22 protein-coding genes are annotated in these 24,502 nt (G+C 56.1%); 9 read left to right on the forward strand and 13 right to left on the reverse strand.

The features are described from left to right. Positions 1-172: 172 nt before the first annotated feature. Positions 173-1,477, reverse strand: a complete 1,305-nt coding sequence (locus tag P8T57_RS06930) for an HlyD family type I secretion periplasmic adaptor subunit (RefSeq protein ID WP_341364985.1) — start codon at positions 1,475-1,477, stop codon at positions 173-175. Continuing rightward, positions 1,477-3,771, reverse strand: coding sequence for a type I secretion system permease/ATPase (locus P8T57_RS06935; RefSeq protein WP_341364986.1), 2,295 nt, complete (start codon positions 3,769-3,771; stop codon positions 1,477-1,479). The genes P8T57_RS06930 and P8T57_RS06935 overlap by 1 nt, the downstream gene beginning before the upstream one ends. A gap of 443 nt (positions 3,772-4,214) precedes the next feature. Here P8T57_RS06935 and P8T57_RS06940 point away from each other — a divergent pair, with 443 nt between their 5' ends. The 3 genes from P8T57_RS06940 (at position 4,215) to P8T57_RS06950 (ending at position 6,335) form a co-directional block, all read left to right on the forward strand. Then, positions 4,215-5,111, forward strand: coding sequence for a M48 family metalloprotease (locus P8T57_RS06940; protein WP_114093484.1), 897 nt, complete (start codon positions 4,215-4,217; stop codon positions 5,109-5,111). A gap of 31 nt (positions 5,112-5,142) precedes the next feature. After that, positions 5,143-5,475, forward strand: a complete 333-nt coding sequence (locus P8T57_RS06945; RefSeq protein WP_341364987.1) for an HNH endonuclease signature motif containing protein — start codon at positions 5,143-5,145, stop codon at positions 5,473-5,475. Between the two features lie 161 nt (positions 5,476-5,636). After that, positions 5,637-6,335: a MarC family protein gene (locus P8T57_RS06950; RefSeq protein WP_114093483.1), complete on the forward strand. Its 699-nt coding sequence runs from the start codon at positions 5,637-5,639 to the stop codon at positions 6,333-6,335. A 19-nt stretch (positions 6,336-6,354) separates the two neighbouring features. Here P8T57_RS06950 and P8T57_RS06955 read toward each other — a convergent pair whose 3' ends face one another. The 4 genes from P8T57_RS06955 to P8T57_RS06970 all read right to left on the reverse strand — a co-directional run bounded on the left by P8T57_RS06955 (position 6,355) and on the right by P8T57_RS06970 (position 12,798). Beyond that, entirely contained in the window at positions 6,355-7,500 is a 1,146-nt protein-coding gene (locus tag P8T57_RS06955; RefSeq protein ID WP_341364988.1) for an HPP family protein, read from the reverse strand. Between the two features lie 231 nt (positions 7,501-7,731). Then, entirely contained in the window at positions 7,732-8,661 is a 930-nt protein-coding gene (locus P8T57_RS06960) for a calcium/sodium antiporter (protein ID WP_063092717.1), read from the reverse strand. Between the two features lie 163 nt (positions 8,662-8,824). Next, positions 8,825-11,209: a transketolase gene (locus P8T57_RS06965; protein WP_341364989.1), complete on the reverse strand. Its 2,385-nt coding sequence runs from the start codon at positions 11,207-11,209 to the stop codon at positions 8,825-8,827. A 371-nt stretch (positions 11,210-11,580) separates the two neighbouring features. Further along, a complete protein-coding gene (locus P8T57_RS06970; RefSeq protein WP_341364990.1) occupies positions 11,581-12,798 on the reverse strand; it encodes a methionine gamma-lyase in 1,218 nt (405 codons plus the stop codon). A gap of 224 nt (positions 12,799-13,022) precedes the next feature. On the opposite strand from P8T57_RS06970, the gene P8T57_RS06975 reads away from it, so the two are divergent. The 4 genes from P8T57_RS06975 to P8T57_RS06990 all read left to right on the forward strand — a co-directional run bounded on the left by P8T57_RS06975 (position 13,023) and on the right by P8T57_RS06990 (position 17,456). After that, positions 13,023-14,633, forward strand: a complete 1,611-nt coding sequence (locus P8T57_RS06975; protein ID WP_341364991.1) for a sigma 54-interacting transcriptional regulator — start codon at positions 13,023-13,025, stop codon at positions 14,631-14,633. Between the two features lie 344 nt (positions 14,634-14,977). Further along, positions 14,978-15,763, forward strand: a complete 786-nt coding sequence (locus P8T57_RS06980) for a 3-hydroxybutyrate dehydrogenase (protein WP_341364992.1) — start codon at positions 14,978-14,980, stop codon at positions 15,761-15,763. Positions 15,764-15,879: 116 nt separating this feature from the next. Continuing rightward, entirely contained in the window at positions 15,880-16,146 is a 267-nt protein-coding gene (locus tag P8T57_RS06985) for a helix-turn-helix transcriptional regulator (RefSeq protein ID WP_341364993.1), read from the forward strand. Then, positions 16,146-17,456, forward strand: coding sequence for a type II toxin-antitoxin system HipA family toxin (locus P8T57_RS06990; protein ID WP_341364994.1), 1,311 nt, complete (start codon positions 16,146-16,148; stop codon positions 17,454-17,456). The genes P8T57_RS06985 and P8T57_RS06990 overlap by 1 nt, the downstream gene beginning before the upstream one ends. Before the next feature lie 61 nt (positions 17,457-17,517). On the opposite strand, the gene P8T57_RS06995 is transcribed toward P8T57_RS06990, so the two are convergent. Next, positions 17,518-18,393 (reverse strand): LysR substrate-binding domain-containing protein, encoded by an 876-nt coding sequence (locus P8T57_RS06995; protein ID WP_341364995.1) that lies wholly within the window; start codon positions 18,391-18,393, stop codon positions 17,518-17,520. A 116-nt stretch (positions 18,394-18,509) separates the two neighbouring features. On the opposite strand from P8T57_RS06995, the gene P8T57_RS07000 reads away from it, so the two are divergent. Next, positions 18,510-19,619, forward strand: coding sequence for an S-(hydroxymethyl)glutathione dehydrogenase/class III alcohol dehydrogenase (locus P8T57_RS07000; protein WP_341365368.1), 1,110 nt, complete (start codon positions 18,510-18,512; stop codon positions 19,617-19,619). A gap of 73 nt (positions 19,620-19,692) precedes the next feature. Continuing rightward, positions 19,693-20,550: an S-formylglutathione hydrolase gene (gene fghA / locus P8T57_RS07005; RefSeq protein WP_114109471.1), complete on the forward strand. Its 858-nt coding sequence runs from the start codon at positions 19,693-19,695 to the stop codon at positions 20,548-20,550. 91 nt (positions 20,551-20,641) lie between these two features. Here fghA and P8T57_RS07010 read toward each other — a convergent pair whose 3' ends face one another. The 6 genes from P8T57_RS07010 to P8T57_RS07035 all read right to left on the reverse strand — a co-directional run bounded on the left by P8T57_RS07010 (position 20,642) and on the right by P8T57_RS07035 (position 24,498). After that, positions 20,642-21,244, reverse strand: coding sequence for an energy-coupling factor transporter transmembrane protein EcfT (locus P8T57_RS07010; protein WP_341364996.1), 603 nt, complete (start codon positions 21,242-21,244; stop codon positions 20,642-20,644). After that, entirely contained in the window at positions 21,241-21,915 is a 675-nt protein-coding gene (locus tag P8T57_RS07015) for an ATP-binding cassette domain-containing protein (RefSeq protein ID WP_341364997.1), read from the reverse strand. The genes P8T57_RS07010 and P8T57_RS07015 overlap by 4 nt, the downstream gene beginning before the upstream one ends. A 74-nt stretch (positions 21,916-21,989) precedes the next feature. Then, entirely contained in the window at positions 21,990-22,538 is a 549-nt protein-coding gene (locus P8T57_RS07020; protein WP_341364998.1) for a biotin transporter BioY, read from the reverse strand. A gap of 209 nt (positions 22,539-22,747) precedes the next feature. Continuing rightward, positions 22,748-23,107, reverse strand: a complete 360-nt coding sequence (locus tag P8T57_RS07025; protein WP_007088870.1) for a metalloregulator ArsR/SmtB family transcription factor — start codon at positions 23,105-23,107, stop codon at positions 22,748-22,750. Beyond that, positions 23,094-23,540: an SRPBCC family protein gene (locus P8T57_RS07030; RefSeq protein ID WP_341364999.1), complete on the reverse strand. Its 447-nt coding sequence runs from the start codon at positions 23,538-23,540 to the stop codon at positions 23,094-23,096. Before P8T57_RS07030 ends, P8T57_RS07025 begins: the two co-directional genes overlap by 14 nt. Positions 23,541-23,607: 67 nt before the next feature. Further along, a complete protein-coding gene (locus P8T57_RS07035) occupies positions 23,608-24,498 on the reverse strand; it encodes a hypothetical protein (protein ID WP_341365000.1) in 891 nt (296 codons plus the stop codon). Positions 24,499-24,502 lie beyond the last annotated feature (4 nt).

Below are 24,502 nucleotides of genomic sequence, written 5' to 3' on the forward strand. Positions count from 1 at the left end.
ATACAGTAGTATAGACACCAAACAAGCACCCATCAACGGAAGATGCGCACTGGAATCGCTAAATTACATTTTTTTCATGTTTTCCCGGGATTTGAAAGGCGAAATTCGCCTCTGACAGAATCTGTCAGGTTGTATAGGGTAGGTAGAAAGACCCCAAATCGGGCTGGAAGACCTATTGTTCGCGGAATGCGCGATCAAAACTGTCGGTGATCGGAGCAAACAGATAGGCGAGAATCGTTCTGGCACCGGTGACGATTTCAAGCTGTGCTGCCATTCCCGGCGATAAAATCATGCCTTCATGTTCGGCAAGGCTTTCCGAATCGATTTCGATCATTGCCTGAAAATACGGGCGACCTTCCGGGTCGGTCAGACGATCCGGCGACACATCGGAAACTATACCCTTTACCGGCGCAAACCAGCGCTGGCTGAAAGCCGTCACCCGGATATTAACCTCAAGCCCCTCATGCACGACATCAATGTCGTTTGGCGATACCCGTGCCTCGATCACTAGCTTGTCGTCCTGCGGCACGATTTCAAGCACTTGCGCACCGGGCGGGATCACTCCGCCAACGGTGGAAAACTGCAAATTGGTGACCGTACCGGAACGCGGTGCCTTGATGTCGGACCGCACCAGAATATCCTCGGCCGAGCGTAACCGTTCATTCAGGTCTGAAATCTCGCCTTGGATATCGCGAAGCTCGGTATTGATGGTTTGCAGATTGTCACGCGTCAGTTGGGCCTGACTGGATTTGACCTGCTGGATTTGTTGTTCGATGCGCGCGATATCGGCCGAAAACCGCCCGATATTACCCAAAACCTCGACCAACCGGCTTTCAAGCTGAAGCAGACGGGTGCGTCTGGCATAGCCAAGATCGACCATGGGTTTGACCATGGCCAGCTCTTCCTTGACGATGCCAACCTGCTGTTCGGATGCGGTTTTCTGTTCCTGCGTGCCGATGATTTCGCGGCGCAGTTCCTTGATCCGTTCGTCATAAAGTTCAAGTTCACCGCGAAACGCGTTTATCCGGCTTTGAAACAGGGTTTCCTGCGATTCAACAATCCCGGCATATTTCGGATCATAAAGCGGCGCGGGAAACTGAATTCTGTCCCTGCCGCCACGTTCGGCAATCAGGCGTGCCTGTGTCGCCAGCGCATTAAGATAGCGGTTGTTAAGCAGGTCATAACTGGCCCGCGCACGCGTATCGTCAAGCCGGATCAGGACATCGCCACCCTGCACACGCGCACCATTGCGCACCAGAATGTCGCGAATGATCCCGCCTTCAAGGTGCTGAACACTCTGCCTGCCCGAAAACGGTGCCACCACGCCGCTTGCCGTTGCGGCGGAATTGATGCGCGCCGTTGCCGCCCACAAGAACACCGACCCAACACCCAGGATCAGAATCAGAAGACCGATCCGCACCAGCGGTCTGACATCGGTTTCAAGTTCACGCGCGGTTGGAAGCTCCACCCCTGCCATCAGACACCACCCTGTCTGCGACCAGCCGATCCTTCAACCACCCGAAGCTTTGGCGGGTCACTGCGTTTCGGGCGCGGGGCGGCGGCAGACTGCTGTGTTCCACTTCGCGCCTTGCGGGCTTCTTCCCGCGCGGCGGCCTTTTTCGCCAGAACCTGTGCACGCGCTTCCTTGCGGCTGGCCTCAAGGGCGGCTTCACGCGCGGTTTTACGCGCGCTCAGTCTTTGTTTTTCCTGCTTTTCACGGGCAATGCGCATCCGTTCGGCACGGTCGTCCGCTGTTGTTTCGGCCTTCTTGCGGGTGGCCGGGCGCATGGTCATCATGGTGCCGCCCGGGGTCGGTTGCGGCACCATTTCGGTGCGCTCGATCCCGGCCTTTGACTTGGCCTGTGCGACACGGCTGGCCTGTGCGCGGGTCGGCGTCGGCATGATGCCTGCCGGTAGGGGCGGCTGTTCCGGTGTTTGATTTTGCGCCGAATTCTTTTCAATGATCGGGCGCGGTGCATCCGGGTTGGGCACGGCAATCCGTTTGGGCGTGATCCGCATTTGCCCATCAGATACCGGTGCAGCAGCAGGCGATGCCATCGGTGCCGGCGGCTCACCCATCTGATCGATCTTGCCCCGCACCGGCACAACCTGAATCTGACCGTTGGCAAGGGCAAGAATCGCATCGGCGCGTGTCAGAATTTCGCGTTCGTGACTGACGATAAAGGTCGTAATCCCGGCCCGGCGCACGATATCGATCAACGCGCTGATATGGCCAACACCATTGTCATCAAGGGCGGTTGTCGGTTCATCAAGCAACAACATGCGCGGCCGCCCGAACAGCGCCGCGGCAAGGGCGATCAACTGGCGCTGCCCGCCCGAAAGGTTGCGCCCGCCCCGTTCAACCCGGGTTTCATAGCCATCGGGAAGATCAAGGATGAATTTATGCGCCCCCGCCAGTTCGGCCGCCTGAATGATGTCGCGCATCTCTGCATTGCCAAGACGGGCAATATTTTCGGCAATCGTCCCGGGAAACAGGAACGGGTTCTGCGACAGATAGCCGACCTGCGGGCCAAGTTCGCCGCGATCAATGCGCGATGCCTCGATCTCATCAAGTTTGACCGATCCCGATCCGGGCACCCAGATGCCCATGATCAGCTTCAAAAGGGCCGTTTTGCCAACCCCGTTGAACCCGGCGATGGAAATCACCTGCCCCGGCCCGGCCTTGAAGGAAAATCCCTTGAACAGAACATTGCGGCTGCCCGGCGGGGCAAAAACCAGACGATCCACGGAAACTGACATACCGCGCCCGCGTGGGAGCGGCGCAGGTGTCGATTGACGTTTATCCAGAAGAATCTTGTTCAGCCGTTCGAACGAATTGCGCGCCGAATTCCAGCTGCGCCATGCCGAAACCGCGCCATCAAAGGGTGCCAGCCCGCGCATCCCCATGATCATGGAGGCCACCATGATCCCGATCGTGATGCTCTCGGACAGCACCAGATAGGCCCCAACCCCGATAAAACAGACCTGCATGGCCAGACGGATGAAATGCGAAAGCGTTGTCGATGTCCCGACCCGTCGGCTGGCCTGGCCTTCCCAATACAACGCATCGGACTGATCAGCCTGCCAGCGCTGGCGTGCGGACGGGGTCATGCCCATGGCTTCCATCGCCTCGGCATTGCGGATATAGGTTTCTTCCTGCGCGATGCCGCGGTTCTGGCTTTCTTCGGACCGGTCGACCGAAATCTTTGCCGCCGCCTCGTTGGCAATCGCGATCAGGATCAGGATCGTCGCCCCGGCACAGGCCACAAGCCCAAGCCGCGTGTCAAAGATGAACACCACACCGATATAGACCGGGGCCCACATGAAATCGATCAGGGTAAAGGGGCCCGATCCGGTCAGGAACCCGCGCAGACCATAAAGATCGCGCAACGGTCGCTGGCGCATATTGTTGCCGCGCGCGGCCTGTTGCACGACATGGGCAAACAGATCCCCGCCAAGCCGAAGATCAAGTGCGGTGCCAACCCGGATCAAAAGGCGCGAACGCAATTGTTCCATCGACGCAATGAACAGCAGCACCAACGCGATGCCAAGCGTCAGAAGCAAGAGCGTATCGACACTGCGGCTGGAAAGGACACGGTCAAATACCTGCATCGAATAGATCGGGATGACCATGTTCAGCATATTGATGACCATGCTGAATCCGCCGACAAGGGCAATCGACCGCCAGAACACCCGTTCCAGCGGGGTGCGATCCCCTTCCCGTGTCGCGCCCGCCTTGCGGACCGACTGGATTTTGTCCAGCAGGGTCATTGTGTTCCTTCCCAAACCCCGTTCGCAGCAAATCTTGTATCACATCAAATATGGCGCACGCGCCAAGCGACCCGCGACAAACCTGTTACGAGCCACCTATCCGATTGCATAAGCACTATTCTAGGGCAACATATAAGGATGTGTTAACAAATTAAGGAACTTCAACGATTTGCGGGCAATAATACGCTGGTTCCGGCATTGCGGAATGCTGCGTTTTGCCGCGAATCCGAAAAAACATGCCCGAAGGCGGACATGCCGGAATTTCCGACAACCTGTTGGAAATCTTCCTTTTTCTCATTTGAATTGCGCCAACTCAAATCAGGCGGCGCGCGTTTGGCTTACCCTTGGAGCACGTCGCAAGGCACAGGCAAAGGTATGTTGCCCTTGCCCTTAACATCTAAAAACATACCTTTTAAGTCAGGGAAAAAGAATCGGGACACCCCATGGAAAACGAACCCTCAAGCCTGCCTGTCTTCCTGCAACGCTTTCTTGCCATCAGTCCGGGCGGCAATTCGCACACCTTCCCGTTAATGGCCTGCATGGCCGGGGTTCTGGCGACCTGCGCATGGATGCTCGGTGGATTATCCATGGCAATTTCGGCCGCGATTGCCGTTGCACTGATGCTTGTGCTTGCCCCGATGATATCCCCCGAAGTCCTGATGAAATTATTGCGCGCCCGCCCGCTGGATGCCGCTTCCTTCCCTGCCATTCACGAAATGGCGGCGATGCTGGCGCGCCGTGCGGGACTTGATTACCTGCCAAAGCTTTTCCTGCTGCCGGGCAAGGGGGTGAATGCAATCACCACCGGCACCGCCGAAGAAACGACCATCGCGATATCAAATGATGCCCTTCATACGCTTTCCCCGCGCCAGATGCGCGCCCTGCTGGCCCATGAAATCGCCCATGCATGGCACGGCGATACGCGCATCCTTCTGATGACCGACGTGCTGTATCGGGCCACATGGACCATTGCCCTGTTCGGATTGATGCTTTTCATTTTTGGCGATTTTGATCCGCCGAACTGGATGGTCATTGTCTTTGGCGTGGTCCCGACCGTAAGCTTCCTGTTGCAGCGCGCCGTGATCCGGGATCGTGAATTCATTGCCGATCACGGCGCAAGCGACCTGTTGAACGGCCCCGAAGACATGATCGAGGCCCTTTTGCATATCGATCAGATCAATCGCCGCCGTTTGCGCCTGATCCCTTATCGCAGCACGCAACCACCCTTATTGCTTGATACCCACCCACCGGTCAGCGCCCGCATCCGGGCATTGCGCGACCTTAAACCCGGCACGTGGCAGAAATTCTTTGAAAACCGGCGACCTCCCGGCACAAAATAGCCCAACCTGACAATAACCACGTGCTTCTTTCATGCCCCTATCGCCCACGCCAGATCAGGAACTTGGTCCCTGCCCGATTTGCGGGCGGATGATGATCGCGGGCGACAGTGTCGACCGCCATCACTGGACGCCGAAATCAAAGGGCGGCACGGATACCCAATGGCTGCACCGCGTCTGTCATCGCATGATCCATCGATTGTTTGACGAAACCACCTTGGCGCGCGATTTCGATGTACCGGAAAAAATCATCGCCCATCCCGATATGCAGACATTCATCCGATGGATACGCAAAAAGCCCGTTGATTATATCGACTGGCCGGAAAATGCCGGACGATACGGACGCAATCGCCGCCGCAGCCGTTAAAATCACGAAAATCGACAACAGCCGATTGCATTTTGCAGCCGACATAAAGGTTTACCTTGCGCGACCGGGCCGATATACGGCCCCAGTTTTGCGGCGACAAATCCGGTCGCAATTGGCACTATGGCCAACGATCAGCTTACAGAACGGACAAAGGAAACCAGATGCCAAGCCTAGACATGCTGAGCGAACTGATCCCGGCCTTTGTCACGTTATTTGTGATCATCGATCCGATCGGGCTGGTGCCGGTCTTCATCGTCCTCACACAGGGCACCGATACCAGACATCGCCGCCGCATGGCGATCCGGGCCTGTATCGCAAGCTTCCTGATCCTTGCCGCCTTTGCCGTTATCGGCGAAAGCGTGCTTGGCATTTTTGGCATACATATGCCGGCCTTCCGGATTGCCGGCGGAACGCTTCTGTTCCTGATCGCGCTTGAAATGCTGTTTGAACGCCGCAGCCAGAAACGCAATCAGCGCGCCGAACAGGTTCATCAGGAACTTGAAGACGAACACGAACTTGATCAGCAGATCACCGATGCCAAACCGGCGCAACCCGACGAAGAACCGGACGACATTTCAATCTTCCCGATGTCGATCCCGTTCCTTGCCGGCCCCGGCTCCATCGCGACCGTGATGCTGCTGATGGGCAAATATGAAGACAGCGTGGTGATGCAGGTCAGCGTCGTCGCGGTTGTCGGCCTTGTCATGCTGTGCGCACTGACCATGTTCCTGCTGGCCAATCTGGTCGCCAAACGCCTGAGCCCGACGGTCGCCACGGTTATCTCCCGCCTGCTCGGCATGATCCTGGCCGCCCTTGCGGTCCAGTTCATCATTGATGGCATCAAACAGGCGTTTTTCTGATCGACACCTTCGACGTTACCTAGCCCTTCAACCCGGCATGGGCCAATGCGGCGATAAGGTCGGTTCGGGTGACAATGCCGATGATCCGGTTATCTTCAAGGACCGGAACCGCATCACAGGCCCCATCCGCCATCAATGGCAGCAGGGCGGCAATCGGAGTATTCGCCGTTGCCCGCGGTTCTGTCACCGACATGATTTCGATGGCCCGGATCGGGACATTGCGACGACGATCAATCAGGCGCGCCATGGCGGCAAGCAATCCGCGATCCAGACGAAGGGCGTCTTCGGTTGCACGCCGGATCAGATGGATCTGGAAAATCACCCCGATAAAACGTCCATCATCCTCAATGACCGGCAATGACGTAAATCCGTGCCGCCGAAACAGATCGGCGACCTCGTTAAGCGGGGTTTTGGCATTCACCGTCACCAGATCGCGTGACATGATCTGGCCTGCCGTGACCGGACCAGCGCGATGGGCCGCGACCTGAAATTCGGCCGCCCCGATCAGGCGCGCCAGGTCTTCAACGCCAAGGTTCAGCGACTGGCGATATTGCTGCAAAATCGAATTCAACTCCCCCTCGTCCAGACCAAGCCGTTCAATCGGGGAACGGTCCGCTGTCTGATACGGCCCCTTGTCATCGAAGTGACGCAGCGGATATTTCCGCCCCGTTGCCCGGGCATAAAGTACTGCCGTCAGAACAAGAATGGACGTGATTGCGGCAACCGGTGTCAGGGCAAACCGAAAGCCAAGCTCGTTTGCGATATCCGGGTTCATCGCAACAACCATCGCAACCGCCCCGCCCGGCGGATGAACCGCACGCGCCAGAATCATGACCGTAATCGCAAGCCCGACCGCCACCGCCACCCGCAAAACCGGATCGGGGATCACATAACAAACGGCAACCCCGGCAAGGGCGGCAACAGAGTTGCCGACAATCGCCGACCACGGCTGCGCCAGCGGGCTGTTTGGCACGGCAAACAGCAGCACGGACGACGCCCCGAACGGCGCAATCAGATAAAGCCCCGCCCCCTGCAGATCAAAGAACGACAGAACAAAACCGGCAATCCCCAGCCCGATCAGCGCCCCGAACCCGGCACGGATGGCTTCCTTATGCGTGCTGGCCGGTATGGCCGGATAAAGCGCGCGATAGTTGCGAAATTTCATCGGATTGGTTCATTTCCCGGCCCGTTATTGAACACTTAATTATTGTTCAATTTTTATAAATGCGATTTTTTCTAGTATTTGTAATTCGCATCCCCGTCAATAACGGCAACCGATAAATCCCCCAACAAAAAAGGAGGGCACGCGGCCCTCCTTTCGAACTTTTCCCGGCAAGGCCCCTGATCGCAATGCCCCGCACAAGGCCGGATCGCGGTCGTGCTGGCTGGCAATATTTCACTGTGCGGCAAAAACATATCCGCCATAGGCAACAAGCATCACGATCCCGATCCCCCGCCCGATGGTTTGACGGCGCAGCAACACAGTCAGAACCAGCGACACCGCGATCATGATCGGCAGATCAAAGGTCAGGAAACGGCTGGCAACCGGGATCGGGGTAATGATCGCGGTCAGGCCAAGAATACCCAGAATATTGAAAATGTTCGATCCGACGATATTGCCGATGGCAATTTCCGACTGCTTTCGCAACGCCGCGATTAACGAGGTCGCGAGTTCCGGCAAGGACGTGCCAACCGCCACGACCGTAAGCCCGATAAACGCCTCTGACACGCCAAAGGTCCGGGCAATTGTTACCGCCCCATCGACCATGAAACGCGCGCCAAACATCAACGCCACCAGCCCGCCAATCACCCAGACCAGCGACAGCCACAATCCACGCGCCGGAACCGGCAGATCACCCTCATCGGCAAGTGGCGCATTGGGCGCATTGCGCGACTGGCGATAGGCAAACACAAGATAGGCAACAAGCGATACAAACAGGATACCCCCGGCAACCCGCCCCATCATCCCGAAGGCAAAGATCGGCACAAGGGCAATGGCTGCCGCCATCATCACCGCCGTGTCGCGTTTCAGGGTATCGCCAGAAACCCGGATCGGCCAGACAAGGGCTGACACACCCACGATCAGCAGAATATTGGCAATATTCGATCCCACAACATTGCCAAGCGCAATATCGGAAACCCCGCGCAGGGCCGCATCAACCGAAACCAGCAATTCCGGGGTCGATGTGCCAAAGCCAACCACGGTCAGGCCGATCAGAAGCGGCGGCATCGCCAGACGCTGCGCAATCCCGACACTGCCACGCACCAGCGCCTCGCCGCCGAAAAACAGACCGACAAGGCCCGCCAGCAACATCAGATATTCCATAACCAAAGCCCCCAAAGCGCTAATGATCGATAGTGTCACAGCATACAGCGCGCAGATGTGTGCACATCCCAAGGCCAGCGCAAGTGACCCCGATTACATTTTCGCCGACAAAGCAAAATGGCCGGGAATTTCCCGGCCATTGATGCAGATTTCCAGATGGATATCAATCCCAACGCTTGGTCGCGCGAATGATCGCATCGGTATCGATCTGGTAATATTTATACAGATCAATGCTGTCGCCGCACTGGCCAAACGCATTGACGCCAAGCGGGGCGACCGCGTGACCGCGGACCGAACCAAGCCACGCCATCGCCGCCGGATGACCATCAATCACCGTGACAAGACGCGCATCGGATGCCAGCGGTTTCAGAAGGTTTTCGATATGGGCCATGCGGCCATCGGCCTTGCCTTCAAGTCGCGCCCGTTCCAGATCCTGCCATTCGTTATAAAGCCGGTCGGTCGAGGTCACGGCAAGCAAGCCAATCCCCGGATGATCGGCTTCAAGTTTTTCCCACGCGGCAATCGCTTCGGGGGCCATCGCGCCGCAATAGGCAATCGCCATCTTGCAATTCTCGCCCGGTTCACGCAGCCAGTACCCACCCGATACGATTTCAGATTTGGTGGCATCGGAAAGATCACGTTCGGGCTGCGCAAGCGGCTTGGTCGACAGGCGCAGATAAACCGACCCGCCATCGGGATTTTGCAGATGATCAAATGACCAGCCCATGATGGTCGCAAGTTCGTCGCCAAAGCTTGGCTCGAAACTGGTCAGGCCCGGTTGCCCCATGCCGATCATCGGGGTTGAAATCGACTGATGCGCGCCCCCTTCGGGCGCCAGCGTAATACCGCTTGGCGTGGCAACAACCATAAACCGCGCATCCTGATAACAGGCATAATTCAACGCATCGAGGCCGCGCGCAATGAACGGATCATAAAGCGTTCCAATCGGGAACAGCCGCTGCCCGAACAGGCTGTGCGACAGGCCAAGCGCGGCAAGGTTCAAAAACAGGTTGTTTTCGGCAATGCCCAGTTCGACATGCTGGCCTTCGGGCGATCTGATCCATTTCTGGGCCGAGGGCACCTTGCGTTCGCGGAATTCATCGGCAAGATTTTCGCGCGCAAACAGCCCGCGCTGGTTCACAAACCCGCCAAGATTGGTCGATACCGTCACATCGGGCGATGTGGTGACGATCCGGTCGGCCAGATCGCTATCCTTCATTTTCGCAAGCTCGTTCAGGATTTTGCCAAAGACTTCCTGCGTGCTCGATGTATCAACCCGCGCATAGGGCATTTCGGGAATATCGATGACGGTTGCAAGCTTCTTGCGCGATTTGCCATCATTAAACGGGGCGGCGTCGATATAGGCACGCACCTTATCCTCGGCGACGTCAAGACCGGCGGCGTAATCCCATTCCTGCCCGTCCCCGATATTGTTCTGTTTTTTGAATGCGTCCATCTGGGCCACATTCATAAGCCCCGCATGGTTGTCCTTATGCCCCTGAAGCGGGGTGGCATAGCCCTTGACCGTATAGGCGATAAAGATTGTCGGCTTGTCATTGGGCACGGAATCAAACGCATTAAGGACCGCTTCCATGCAATGCCCGCCCAGATTGGTCATCAGGTCATGCAGGGCATCGTCATCATAATCGCCAAGCAAACTTGCCAGCGCATTGTCGCCCGGCATATCGCCAAGGATCTGTTTGCGCCATGCCGCACCGCCCTGGAAGGTCAGGGCGGAATAGACATCATTCGGTGCCTCATTCAGCCATTTTTTAAGCGACTTGCCACCCGGCTTGGCAAAGGCATCATGCAGTTTGCGGCCATATTTGATGGTGATGACGTTCCAGCCGACCGCCCGGAAAAACCGGCCAATCACGCGGAACAGATGTGCATCAATCATGCCGTCAAGGCTTTGACGGTTGTAATCGATCACCCACCAGACATTGCGAATATCATGCTTCCAGGTATCAAGAAGCGCCTCATAGATATTGCCTTCATCCAGTTCCGCATCGCCAACAAGGGCCACCATGCGACCGGGCTGTTCCCCACGTGGCAGCATATCCTTGTAACGCAGGTAATCCTGCGTAAGCGCCGCAAAGTTGGTGACCGCCGCCCCAAGCCCGACCGACCCGGTCGAAAAATCGACAACATCGCCATCCTTGGTCCGCGACGGATAGGATTGCGCGCCGCCAAATGCGCGGAAGTTTTCAAGCTTTTCTTTCGACTGGCGACCAAACAGGTAATTGATCGCATGGAAAACCGGGGATGCATGCGGCTTCACCGCGACCCGGTCCTGCGGGCGCAGGACGTTGAAATAAAGGGCGGTCATCAAGGTTGTCATCGATGCGCAGCTCGCCTGATGCCCGCCGACCTTGATGCCATCGCGTTTCGGGCGGATATGGTTGGCGTTATGGATGGTCCAGCTTGATAGCCAGCGCACCTTTTTTTCAATCTGGCCCAGCATCTCAAGATCCTTGGCCGCCACGCGCCCGGTCGAGGTTGCTTCGATCATTTCGCCAATTTCAGGTGTGCTGTTTTGTGCTGACATCTTGTTCTCGCCTCTCGCTGGCATTTCGGCCCGATCTCATCGGTTTTGCCGCACGCCTTATTTCGGTATGGGATTGCGTATTTTTGCTGCTGCGCGATGCCAATCAAGCGAAAGCAACAAAAATCGCAGGATTGACGAAACTTTCAAAAAACCCTCGTTCAGCCCACGCAAGTTTTTTGAAATTCGTCGAATGTGGCACACAGGCCCGGAGTTGATTTTTATCCGTTACCGATGCCGATTCGGGATGCCCCAACGCCACCAAGGCGATTACGCATGGCGCGGAACGGCACCCACACCATGCGCAACCTTATACGGACCGCAAATCGTTTGGGGGATTTGCGGTCCGCCTCCCTTGTTCAGGGATTCCGGGATTATTCAGCGGCAATCGCCATCTGATCCCCGTCCAGCGCCTGTTCAAGATCGGCAAGAATATCGTCGATGCTTTCAAGGCCCGCCGACAGGCGGATCAGGCCATCCGTGATCTGATACTCCGCACGTTCTTCGGGCGTATAGGTCGAATGGGTCATTGATGCCGGGTGCTGGATCAGGGTTTCGGCATCGCCAAGGCTGACCGCGCGCGTGATCATGTTAAGCCCGTTCATCAGCTTGCGGCCCTCCTCGATCCCGCCTTTAAGTTCAAACGCGATCATGCCGCCAAAGCGGGCCATCTGCTTTTTCGCCAGTTCATATTGCGCAAAGCTCTCAAGACCGGGATAGAAAACCTTTTCGACCTTGGGGTGGTTTTCAAGGAAGGCCGCGATTTTCTCCGCATTGTCGCAATGGCGTTCCATACGAAGTTCAAGCGTCTTGAGCCCCCGCATCACCAGATTGGCATCCTGCGGCGACAGGACCGCACCGGTCATGTCTTTCAGGCCAACAAGGCGAACCTGCTCAAGGTCTTCCGCACGGCCAATCACCGCACCGGCCATCAGGTCCCCATGACCGCCCAGATATTTGGTCGCCGAATGCACAACAATATCAGCCCCCAGCTCAATCGGGCGCTGCAGATACGGCGTGCAATAGGTGTTATCGACCACGACCTTCGCCCCATGTTTATGGGCGATCTCGGAAATGGCCTCGATATCGACCAGGCGCATGTTCGGGTTGGCCGGGGTTTCGAAATAAACGATCTTGGTTTTGTCCGAGATCGCCTTTTCAAGTTCCTTCGGATCGGTCAGATCGACATGAGTATGCTTGATCCCGAATTTTTCCAGCCCGTGGCGGAAATAGGCAAACGTGCAGCCATAAAGCGTGCGATCGACAATGATCTCGTCGCCCGGCGCAATGAAGGTCCAGAAGACCGACGTAATCGCCCCCATGCCCGATGCGGTTGCAAGGGCCGCTTCACCACCTTCAAGCACCGCCAGACGGCTTTCAAGAAGGGCCAGCGTCGGGTTGCCGATCCGTGAATAGATAAAGCCCTGCTCTTCCCCGGCAAACATGCGCCCGCCCTGCTCTGCTGTTTCAAATGCAAAGGTGGAACTCATGTAAACCGGCGGGTTCAGCGCGCCATTATGGCTTTGCGGATCATACCCATGATGGATGGCGCGGGTGGCAAAACCGGATTTGGTGTGACGCGGATCAGACATGAAAGGCTCCCGTTATTTGAAGTGTTCTGCTGCCATCTCCGCAAGGCCCGTGCCAGAATTGAAAACCCTTTCATTTCAGATACTTGGTAAACCCCCGCATCGCTCAAGTGTAAACTTAAGTTTACGAATACTTTTCCCAACCGCGACATTTCGCCAAAACCACTGGAAAACAGTCCCTTACAACTGTATAGTTTTCGATACAGTGTAAACATTTCGGTACAGTCATGCGTTTTGAAATCACCGGGGAAAACAGGGTCGGCATCACGCGGGACGTCGTCAATGTGCTGGCGGATTTCAAGCTTGATATCCGCGCCTTTGAGGTCACGACCCACCATATCTTTGCCGATATCCCGGCAATCCGGCCGGAACGTTTTCCACTGCTGGCCCATCGTTTGATGCAACTACCCGGCATTGAGGACGTCAAACCGATTGACCGCCTGCCGACCGAACGCAGGCGCGCCCAACTGCACGCAACCCTTGCCGCCCTTGGCGATCCGGTGATCGCGGTGGATGCCAACGGCCTGATCGCACAGGCCAACCCGGCAGCACAAAATATCGCCGGTTCCCCCGATGCGCCGCTGCGCGACCGGCCACTGGCCGATTTCCTGACCGACCCGGATATTGATGACCTGCGCCAAAGCCATTTCCGCCTGCCGGAACGCGAAGTCACGCTGGGCGGGCAAACCTATCTGCTACAGGTCGAACCCATCGGCCATGTCGATGACGGCACCGATGCCGCCGATGACGCACCATGGGGCGGGGTCATGGTGTTTCACCGGGCCGCGCGCCTTGGCCGCGTCATGACCGCCCTTCAGGATCGAAGCCACACCGGATTTGACGACATCATCGGCCAAAGCAAGGTTCTGGCACGGGTCAAGGCACAGGCAAAACGCCTGGCATCGGTCGATGCCCCGCTTCTGATCCTCGGCGAAACCGGCACGGGGAAGGAGCTTTTCGCCCGCGCCTGCCACCGCGCAAGCAACCGGGCCGATCAGCCTTTTCTGGCGCTAAACTGTGCTGCCATGCCCGAAGGACTGGCCGAAAGCGAACTGTTTGGCTATGCCGCCGGGGCCTTTACCAGTGCGCGGCGCGGCGGCAAGCCGGGGCTTCTGGAACTGGCCGATGGCGGCACATTGTTTCTGGATGAAATCGGCGAACTGACACCGTATCTGCAGGCAAAGCTTCTGCGCGTGTTGCAGGATGGCCGGTTCCGGCGTGTGGGCGGCACGGATGAAATCGCGGTAGATGTCCGCATCATCAGTGCGACCAACCGCGATCTTGACGCCATGTCGCATGACGGCACATTCCGCGAAGACCTTTATTTCCGCCTCAACGTCCTTGGCATCACCCTGCCGCCCTTGCGCGACCGGCGCGAAGACATTGCCGAACTGGCCCTTTATTTCGTCACCCGCACCGCCCAGCAAACCGAACGCGCAACACCCCATATCGCAAGGGATGCCCTGTCCTGGCTTGCCAGCCACGACTGGCCCGGCAATGTGCGCGAACTGGAAAACACATTATTCCGGGCGGTCGCCCTTCTGGATGGCGATATCCTGACCGCACGCGACCTGACCACAACCGCAAGCAACCCGCCCGCCACGGCCACGGACGAACCCGGCAGACTCCGCGATCAGGCAACCACCGCCCCCGCAACCGACCCGATCAATGCCGCCATCGCCCAAGGTACACTTGCCGACGGGTTGGACATGCTCGAACGTGAAATGCTGGCGCGCCTTTACCCGGATTATCCAAGCTCGCGGAAGCTTGCCGAACGGCTTGGCATCTCGCACACGGCGATTGCCCGCAAGCTTCGCAAATATGGCATTTCCGGTTGATCTTGCCACCCATGTTGCATTGCGGCATGATCCATAGGGTCAGGACCCATTAATTTGATTGAAATGGTCAATCAGATTTGTGCGGATACGCGAAGCAAAACCGCAGGAAGATATTTATCTTTCAAGGTTTTGCGACAAAGTAGCCCGTGCAAATCCGATTGATCCGAAGGACAGGTGTTATATTTGCGAACTCCGGCGTCAAATCCCTTGTCCGGGATGCCGACCCGCCCGGCGTGCTTTTCCTTGGATTTCGCAAATATAACACCTGCCATTACAATCAAATTAGTGGGCCCTGACCCTCACTTATGAGGAGGAACAACTCCTCACCCACAGGGAGAAACATCATGCTGACAGGCAAATGCGCACTTGTTACCGGCTCCACCAGCGGCATCGGTCATGCCATGGCCAAGGCCCTCGCAGGGGCCGGGGCGGATATCATGCTAAACGGCTTTGGCGACAAGGACGAAATCGAGGCCACCCGCAAATCGCTTGAAACCGAATTTGGCGTGACCGCGCATTACAACGGCGCGGACCTCTCCAAACCCGATCAGATCGAAGCAATGATGATGGACGCCGCCGCAAAATTCGGCGGCGGTGCCGATATCCTGATCAACAATGCCGGCATTCAATACACAGCACTCATCGAAGATTTCCCGCCGGAAAAATGGGATGCGATCATTGCGATCAACCTGACCTCGGCCTTCCACACGACGCGCTTTGCCCTGCCGAACATGAAAAAGAAAAACTGGGGCCGGATCATCAATACCGCATCCGCCCACGGTCTGGTCGCATCGGTGCAAAAGGCCGCCTATGTCGCGGCCAAACACGGCATCATGGGCCTGACCAAGGTAACAGCCCTTGAAACCGCCGAAAGCGGCATCACCGCCAATTCAATCTGCCCGGGCTGGGTGCGCACCGAACTGGTCGAACGCCAGATCGAAGCCAAGGCCAAGGAAGGCGGCATTTCCATCGAACAGGCCGCAACCAATCTGGTATCGGACAAACACCCGTCTAAACAGTTCGTCACCCCCGAACAGATCGGCCAGACCGCCCTGTTCCTGTGCTCGGACGCCGCATCACAGATGACCGGCACGCATATGTCGGTCGATGGTGGCTGGACGGCACAGTAAATTTTTCATGCGCTACTTTGATACCGTTTGGTGTCAAAGTAGCGCATTTTGCTTGAATGATACCGAATAGTTACATAACCTTGCCTCAGGCAAGGAAGAAACCGTTCGGTGACATAATGATCATTCGAAACATTGACGATATACGCAAGGCCGCGCGCAGCTTACGCAAGCAGCGCGGCCTTACCCAAAGCCAGACCGCGGCCCTTATCGGCTACAGCCGAAAATGGCTATCGTCATTCGAGCGCGGCAGCAGCACCCCACCCATTGACATGATCATTCGCCTGTTCGTTTTACTGGGCAGTCCACTATCGCTGACCGATCTTCAGGCCACCACAACACCAAACGATGCTTCCGAAATCATCGACATTGACGAGGGGCTTTAATGGCACAGGAAGCCTCTGTTCGATTGCACGGTATCGAAATCGGCACACTTGGCACCGACGATAAGGGTGGCCTGCGCTTTCGCTATAGCCCCGATCACATCCACCGATCTGCCACTGCTCAAACCGTCACCCCCCAACTGTCCCTTCGCCTGCCGGTACCGACCCAAGCGGTTGAAAATCACTGGTTTGATGATGCTGAATGCGGGCCTTTCTTTGCCGGGCTGTTGCCGGACAACAAATTGACCCGCCGAAAACTTGCTCTTGTTCTAAGCAAAGATCACGACATCGCCGCAGATGACGAATTTGCAATGCTATTTGCCCTTGGCAAGGATTGTGCGGGGGCCGTATCCATCGCCCCGGTCGGTACTGCTGAAACCCCCGAAGATACAACCCATCCGGAATATCGCATTCTCGACGAAGCAGAACTTGCCAGGCACATCCGCGACTTGCCCGCACGTCCCCTATTCGTTGATGCGCAAGGCGAAGTCCGCATTTCGCTGGCAGGCGTGCATGACAAGGCCGTTGTTATTCGAACCGGCGAAAAGATTGCCCTGCCGCATGGCAACACACCAAGTTCCCACATCCTCAAGACCGATATTCAGGGCCTTCCGGAATCGATCCGCGTCGAACATTATTGCCTTGAAATCGCCCGTGAAATCGGGCTTCCCTGCCCCCGGTCACACATTTTGCAGGCAGAAGATCAGATTTTCATGCTTGTCGCACGATACGACCGGACATTGCGCGAAAGATCCGGCCAACGATATCTGACCCGCCTGCATCAGGAAGATTTCTGTCAGGCGCTCGGATATTTTCCGCATCAGAAATACGAGCGTGATGGCGGCCCAAACTGGAAAAAAATGTTTGCCGCGCTTGATTTCAGCCTTGATCCTGCCCGCGATAAACTGCTGCTGCTACGATATGCCATTTTCCAATATCTTGTCGGCAATCCTGATGCGCATGCCAAAAATTACAGCCTGATCTGGCAGGCTGGCGGTGTGCGCCTCGCCCCGCTTTATGACCTCAATAACGCCGCAGCATTTCGTAATTTTTACAAAGAGCAACGCATTCTCCTTGCCATGTCCATCGGTGGCGAACGCAACCCGAAACTGCTTGGCCGCGAACATTGGGAATCTTTTGCATCCGATATCAATATCAGTCCGAAACTGGTGATCGACGAACTTGCAACACTCTCCAAGCTAACCGAAAAAGCAGCAACCAAACTGCGCCAAGCCACGCGCGGAACAATTGCGGATACAAGCCTGCTTGATCTCGCCTTGGAAGACATTAAATCGCGCTGCCAGAACCATTAAGCGATACCGAACGGTATCATTTCCTCGATTTCAAGACGAATGATACCGTTCGGTAACAAAATCACCCCAAATACCGCCCCAAATGCTCCACCAGCATCCTGATCTTGGGGCTAAGATGCCGGTTGGTCGGGTAAAGCGCCCAGATGCCTTCATCGGTCGGCTGGAATTTGGACAGGACCGGGATCAGATCGCCGCTGGCGATCCACGGATCGACGTAATAATCCGGCAACTGGACAATGCCGATGCCCTTAAGCGCCGCATCCAAAAGCGCCTGCCCGCTATTGGCATGGATCGATCCGTGAATGCGGATGGTGCGTTCGCGACCGTCTTCTTCAAACCGCCAATAATCCAGCGTCCCGACAAGGCAGTTATGGCGCGCCAGCTCCGAAAGCGAATGCGGTTCCCCACGTTTGGAAAGATAGGCTGGCGATGCGCAGGCATAAAGGCGGCGGGTTGAAAGCTGCTGGCTCATCAAACTGCCGGTCGTGCCATCCAGCCGCCCAAGCCGGATCGCCATGTCATAACCTTCAAGCACCAGATCAAGTTTCTGGTTGGTAAAGCGGCACTGGACTTCAAGTTCCGGATATCGCGCGACGAAATCATTCACCAGCGGCGCAATCACGGTTTCGCCGTAGGTTGTCGGCGCGGTCAGTTTAAGCTTGCCACGCGGCACCTGTGTCAGGGTGCCGATTGCGCGTTCCGCCTCCTGCAAGCCATCAAGCAATTGTCGGCAATGCTGATAATAAACCTGTCCGGCTTCGGTCGCACTGACCTTACGCGTGGTGCGGTAAAAAAGCTGAACGCCAAGCTTTTCTTCTAACGCGGTGATCTGGCGGCTGACCTGGGCCACGGAAATGCCAAGCTGCTTGGCGGCTGCCGTAAAGCTTTTGCGTTCCGTCACGGCGACGAATTCGCTGATCCCGTCCCACGCATTCATTATTACACCACCGTAAAAGTCATTTACCGAAATACCGGATTATCAGATCAGGGGAAATAAATACACTGTTGGCAGTAAATCATTCAAGCCGGAGGAGCGACATGAGCGCCCAAATCATCACCTGCAAAGCCGCCATTGCCTGGGAAGCGGGCAAGCCGCTATCGATTGAAGAAGTTCAGGTCGCCCCGCCCAAGGCCGGCGAAGTCCGTGTGCGCATCGTTGCCACCGGCGTTTGCCACACCGATGCCTTTACCCTGTCGGGCGACGACCCCGAAGGCATTTTCCCCGCCATCCTTGGCCATGAAGGCGGCGGGATTGTTGAATCAATCGGCGAAGGTGTGACCAGCGTTGCGGTCGGCGATCACGTGATCCCGCTTTACACCCCGGAATGCGGCGAATGCAAATTCTGCAAATCGGGCAAAACCAACCTGTGCCAGAAAATCCGCGCCACCCAGGGCAAGGGACTTATGCCCGATGGCACCACGCGTTTCTCGCAGAATGGCAAACCGATCTTCCATTATATGGGTTGCTCGACCTTCTCGGAATATACGGTTCTGCCGGAAATCTCGATTGCCAAGGTCAACAAAACCGCCCCGCTTGAAGAAGTCTGCCTGCTGGGTTGCGGTGTCACAACCGGCATGGGTGCCGCCACCAACGCGGCCAAGGTCAAACCGGGCGATAGCGTTGCGATTTTCGGTCTGGGCGGCATTGGTCTTTCGGCCATCATCGGCTGCAAAATGGCCGGCGCCAGCCGCATCATCGCCATTGATATCAACGAAAAGAAATTCGAACTCGCCAAACAGCTTGGCGCGACCGATTGCATCAACCCGAAAAACTATGACAAGCCGATCCAGGAAGTCATCGTTGATATGACCGATGGCGGCGTTGAATACAGCTTTGAATGCATCGGCAATGTCAATGTGATGCGTTCCGCCCTTGAATGCTGCCACAAGGGTTGGGGGGAGTCGGTGATTATCGGTGTTGCCGGTGCCGGTCAGGAAATCTCGACCCGTCCGTTCCAGCTTGTCACCGGTCGTGTCTGGCGCGGCACCGCCTTTGGCGGGGTCAAGGGCCGTTCGCAACTGCCCGATTATGTCGAACGCTACCTGAAGGGTGAATTCAAACTGTCCGATTTCATCACCCACACCATGAAGCTTGAAGACATCAACGAAGCTTTCGACCTGATGCATGAAGGCGAAAGCATCCGTTCGGTCATTCATTACTAAGACCATCTGGCTTCATACAAAAATCCCGTCTTGCCGGTGAAATTCCGGCAAGGCGGGCGAACGGGAGAATAAAATGGGCATTGAAAATTCATCCAGCAACAAGGTGTTCGGCGGCTGGCACAAACAATATACCCATCGGTCCGATGTGCTGGGCTGCGATATGCGGTTTGCCATCTTCCTGCCGCGTCAGGCGGGCAAGGGCAACCGTGTGCCGGTGATGTACTGGCTCTCGGGACTGACCTGCACGGATGAAAACTTCATGCAGAAGGCCGGCGCGTTTCGCATCGCAAGCGAGCTTGGCATTGCCATCGTCGCCCCCGACACCAGCCCGCGCGGCGACCATGTCCCCGATGACGAAGAAGAAGCCTATGACTTCGGCAAGGGTGCCGGCTTTTACGTCAACGCGACGCAGGAACCGTGGGCACGCAATTACCGCATGTATGATTACGTGACCAAGGAGCTTCCGGCCCTTGTCCGTGATCATTTCCCGATTTCCGATGATGCGGTGATTTCCGGCCATTCGATGGGCGGGCACGGTGCGCTTATGATCGCGCTTAAAAATCCCGGCATGTTCAAATCGGTAACGGCCTTTTCCCCGATTTCAAACCCGATCAATTGCCCGTGGGGCCAGAAGGCGCTTGGCAATTATCTCGGCGATGACAAATCCGTCTGGAAACAGTGGGACAGCTCCGAACTGATGAAGGCCGCCACTGCCAAGGATATGCAAACCCCCGCCCTTGTTGATCAGGGCGATGCCGATGGCTTCCTTGCCGAGCAGCTTAAACCCGATACGCTTTTTGCCGCGGCAAGCCACGCCGGTTATCCGCTGAACCTGCGCATGCAGGAAGGCTACGACCATAGCTATTACTTCATCGCGAGCTTTATCGAAGACCATCTGCGTTTCCACGCATGGCATCTTGGTATCGCCTGAGACCAGGTAACCGCATCAGAACCCGCACCCAAGCGGTTTTCACCCGGCACGCGCCTCGTCCCTGTAGGCGTGCCGGGTCTTTTTTTGAAGATCAATCCGGGTCAAAGCTGCGTGCATCAATAGCATCGGCCACATCATCCGCCGTTTTAAGCGTGCGGATAATCAGCGGTACGACAAGTGCCAGCACCGATTTATCAAGCCCGCGCGCGCGTTGTGCATCGCGGATTTCATGACCGATTTGCGCAATCACCGGGATAAAGCGCAACACCATCGAAAAGGCCAGACTGACCTTTTCCGGGTTCACCCCAAACCGCGCCAACGGCCTCATTGCCCGTTCCAGCGCGGCCAGCATGTCGGACGTTCTGGTCGTCAGGGTGACAAGCCCGGCGAAGGTAACAATCGCGGCTAGCCGGAAAATCACCACAAGCCCCGCCTGCCAGTCATTGAGCCAAAGCTGCACGGCAAAGAACAGGACCAGCAACCACAATATCGGCCTGATCTGTGCCCAAAGGATGCGCGGGCCAAAACCCGAAACCGGATACAGGACAAAAACCGTCACCAGCACCACCGCCAGAACCGGCCAGTCAGGGATCAGGAAAACACCGGTCCCCAGCAGGACAAGGGCAAGCACCTTTAACCCCGCCGCCGCCCGGTGCAAGGCGGAATTGCCATCGATGTAAAGACCGGCAATCACGCCATCATCTCCCGATAGCGGGCAATGGCGATGGCCGGGACATCGTCACAGGCGATCCGGCCGTTTTCAAACACCAGCACCCGGTCATAACCGGCAATCAGATCAAGATCATGGGAAACGGTGATGACGGTCTGATCCAGCTCGGCAATCGCGCGTTCGACCCGGTTGCGATTGCGCAGGTCAAGCAAGGTGGTCGGCTCGTCAAAGATGATGTAACGCGGCGCCATCGCCAGCACACCGGAAACCGCCAGAAGCTGCTTCTGCCCGCCGCTTAACAAATGGCTGGGATGGGTTTTGAAATCCGACAGGCCATATCGCGCAAGGATCTCGTCGATACGACGGTCAATCTCGTCCTTTGGCAGTTTCAACGCCTTCAGGCCAAAGGCGATGTCTTCTTCGACCACCGGATAGACGATCTGATTATCCGGGTTCTGAAAGACAAAACCGACATGACGGCGCAGTTTGCGCCCGTCTTTGGCCGCATCGAAATCATCGATGCGCACAGTCCCCGACGATGCCACCTGAAGCCCGTTCAGAAGCCGGACAAACGTGCTTTTGCCCGATCCATTGGCCCCGACAATCCCGATCCGCTTTTCGGAAAGTGACAGTGAAATATCGTCAAGCACGCGACGCTGATCGAATTCCACGGTGACATTTTCAAGCGTGATCATCGGCACCCGGCGCAAAATTTCAGACAGGGAATAACAGCAAAAGGCGCGATCTGATGACCGCGCCTCATCAAAACCTAGCGTGCCCTGGAAATCAAGGGATAGGCGAGACGGACCGCCATGCAGGCCGCCGTCGCAATCGCAACCTTGATCACATCGCCAATCAGGAACGGTGCGGCACCGACGGTCGCCTTCCAGTAACTGATTTCAACAACGATGCTGACCCAAAGATTGCCAATCGCATACAGGACAACAATCCCGCCAATCGCGATCGACAATGCCGCGTTAACGACATTCAGCCTGTCCCAGAATTTTTCAATCAGCAGGCCGATCACAAAGGCTGAAATCACCCAGCCAACGATAAAGCCCCCCGTCGCCCCCAGAAGAACGCCAAAACCACCGCGACCACCCGACAAAAGCGGCAGGCCAAGCGCAACCAGCACAACAAACAGCAGGATCGAAAGCCCGCCACGACGCGCCCCCAAAATCGCCCCGGCCAGCATCGGCCCCAGCGATTGCGCGGTCACCGGCACCCCGGTAATCGGCAGGGTGATGGGTGGAAACAGCCCAAGCACGGCGGTCACAGCCGCAAACAGCGCGATATAGACGATATCTTTGGTGTTCATGATTTTACGATCCTTCCTTCCCGTTCTCCCCGACGGTGATGGCACAAGCCCCGACACATCACCGTTCGTTTTCCGGTCCTCCCGACCGGTTCAACGGCCGAAGGGATAGCCGCAAAACCGCAGATCGCAAAGCAAAATGACGCATCATCTCCATCAGGATGGGATAAGCATCGCCTAATAATATTTTGGTTTCAAAAGCTTGCCGCGGATTAATCGCTGCTTTGTTCAGCAAAGGACTTAAGCCGCATCAGGGCAGAATCCCAGCGCCCCGCAACATGGTCAAGCCACGCACGAGCAAGGGCCAACCGATCCGGGCAAAAAGCATATCGGCTTTCGCGGCCGATCCGATGACTTTCGACCAGCCCCGCCATTTCAAGCACGCGCAAATGTTTCGTCACCGCCTGCCGGGTCATGTCCGCATCATTGGAAAGCGATGCGATTGACCGCGCCTGACCGTCCGATAGCCGATCAAAAATCGCCAGTCGGGTCGGATCGCCCAAAGCGGCAAAGATTTCGGCAAACCCCGGATCACCACCAGATCCCGGCATGTGATTTTCAGTTTTCGACATATTTCCTGATATTTTCCAACTGGAACGCCCAGCCATTTGTGTTGGCCTGCAAGGCCGCCGAAAGACGATGTGCAGGCAGTTTGTCAAAGCCGGTTTCGCGCACGATCACCCGTGTCACACCCGCTTTTTCTTCAAGCCAGAATTCGACAAGCGTTTCCGGCTCCTTGCTGTAATCCACATCCGGCTCAATCGCATAGGGATGCCACGTATAGGCAAAATAGGCTGGTTCCTCCATCGCCTTGATGGTCGATTGCCATTTCACATGCGTGAAACCTTCAATCGTGATCTGGCCATTTGAAACCTGCCCGACGACAAAGGCATCTTTGATATTCACACCAAACCATGTTCCGAATTGCCTGTGATCCGTCAAAGCCGTCCAGACACGCTGGCGCGGAGCGTTGATCTCGATTTTCTTTTCAATGCTATTGGCCATTTAAGCAACCTCCCGGTTGCATTTAATCTGTCAGAATGCTCCCCATTACGCAACCAAAAAGCTGCATTTAAGGATAAGACCGATTTGGAAAGTCAACAATTCTTTCCCTAATGGACCACTTTGAAAATTGCCGGACAACCTCACCAGCAATGTATTGGCTGGTCATTACAAACTCACCCGCACTTCTTCGGTCAGGCTGAGCAGACGAGTATCTGTTTTCAACGAACTTTGGTAAAGCTTTGGAGGCATGGGACATTCGATCAAAATCTGCAGCGCTATTCTTCTCGCAAAATGCGCTCACACACTTGTCAAGATTATGACCTAGCCCTTTTAGCTGAGAGGCCGTGTATCCAGAGGCGGAAAGTCCTGCTTTAAGAACCAGTTCCGCTGCAAGCAGGCCACTTTGCAGTGCTCCCCGGTAATCAAAGGAACTACATAGGACCGCCGCAGCAGCGTGCAGTTGGTATTTAGCCAGTTCAAACTTTGGAAGCAGTTCATCTTCAAGTTTCACCGCATCATCGAAGCCAACGAGCCCTGCGCCAAAATCAAATACATCAATCAGCTGGTCTGCAAATTGGGCAAGGAACTCCGGATTCATACATAGTAGCTTTTTCTGCAAATCACTCATGTCCGTAAGACTAAGAATATCAAGTTCAACTTGCCCATAAATCATAGGGATGCTGATTTGGACAAAAACGTCACGGAACATGTACACACCACCATGCACCCCACCCGTAGCTAAATCTTTCGACCTATACATTGATGAATGAAGCCTCTGAATCCTTCCAACTAAAGGATCTTCGTGTAAGCCTGCTAGAACGTAACTCTCATATCCAAGCTGCCTCATTACCGACTGAATCACCGGAAACACACGCTTCTTAGGTTCAACTCCAGCAATGAAAGCATCATTGTCAGCTGAAACAACCATAGACATAAGTTTTTCGTCACTAAATTCCATAGGC

The sequence above is a fragment of the Thalassospira sp. SN3W genome (assembly GCF_038070535.1).
GTDB classification, from domain to species: Bacteria; Pseudomonadota; Alphaproteobacteria; order Rhodospirillales; family Thalassospiraceae; genus Thalassospira; species Thalassospira xiamenensis.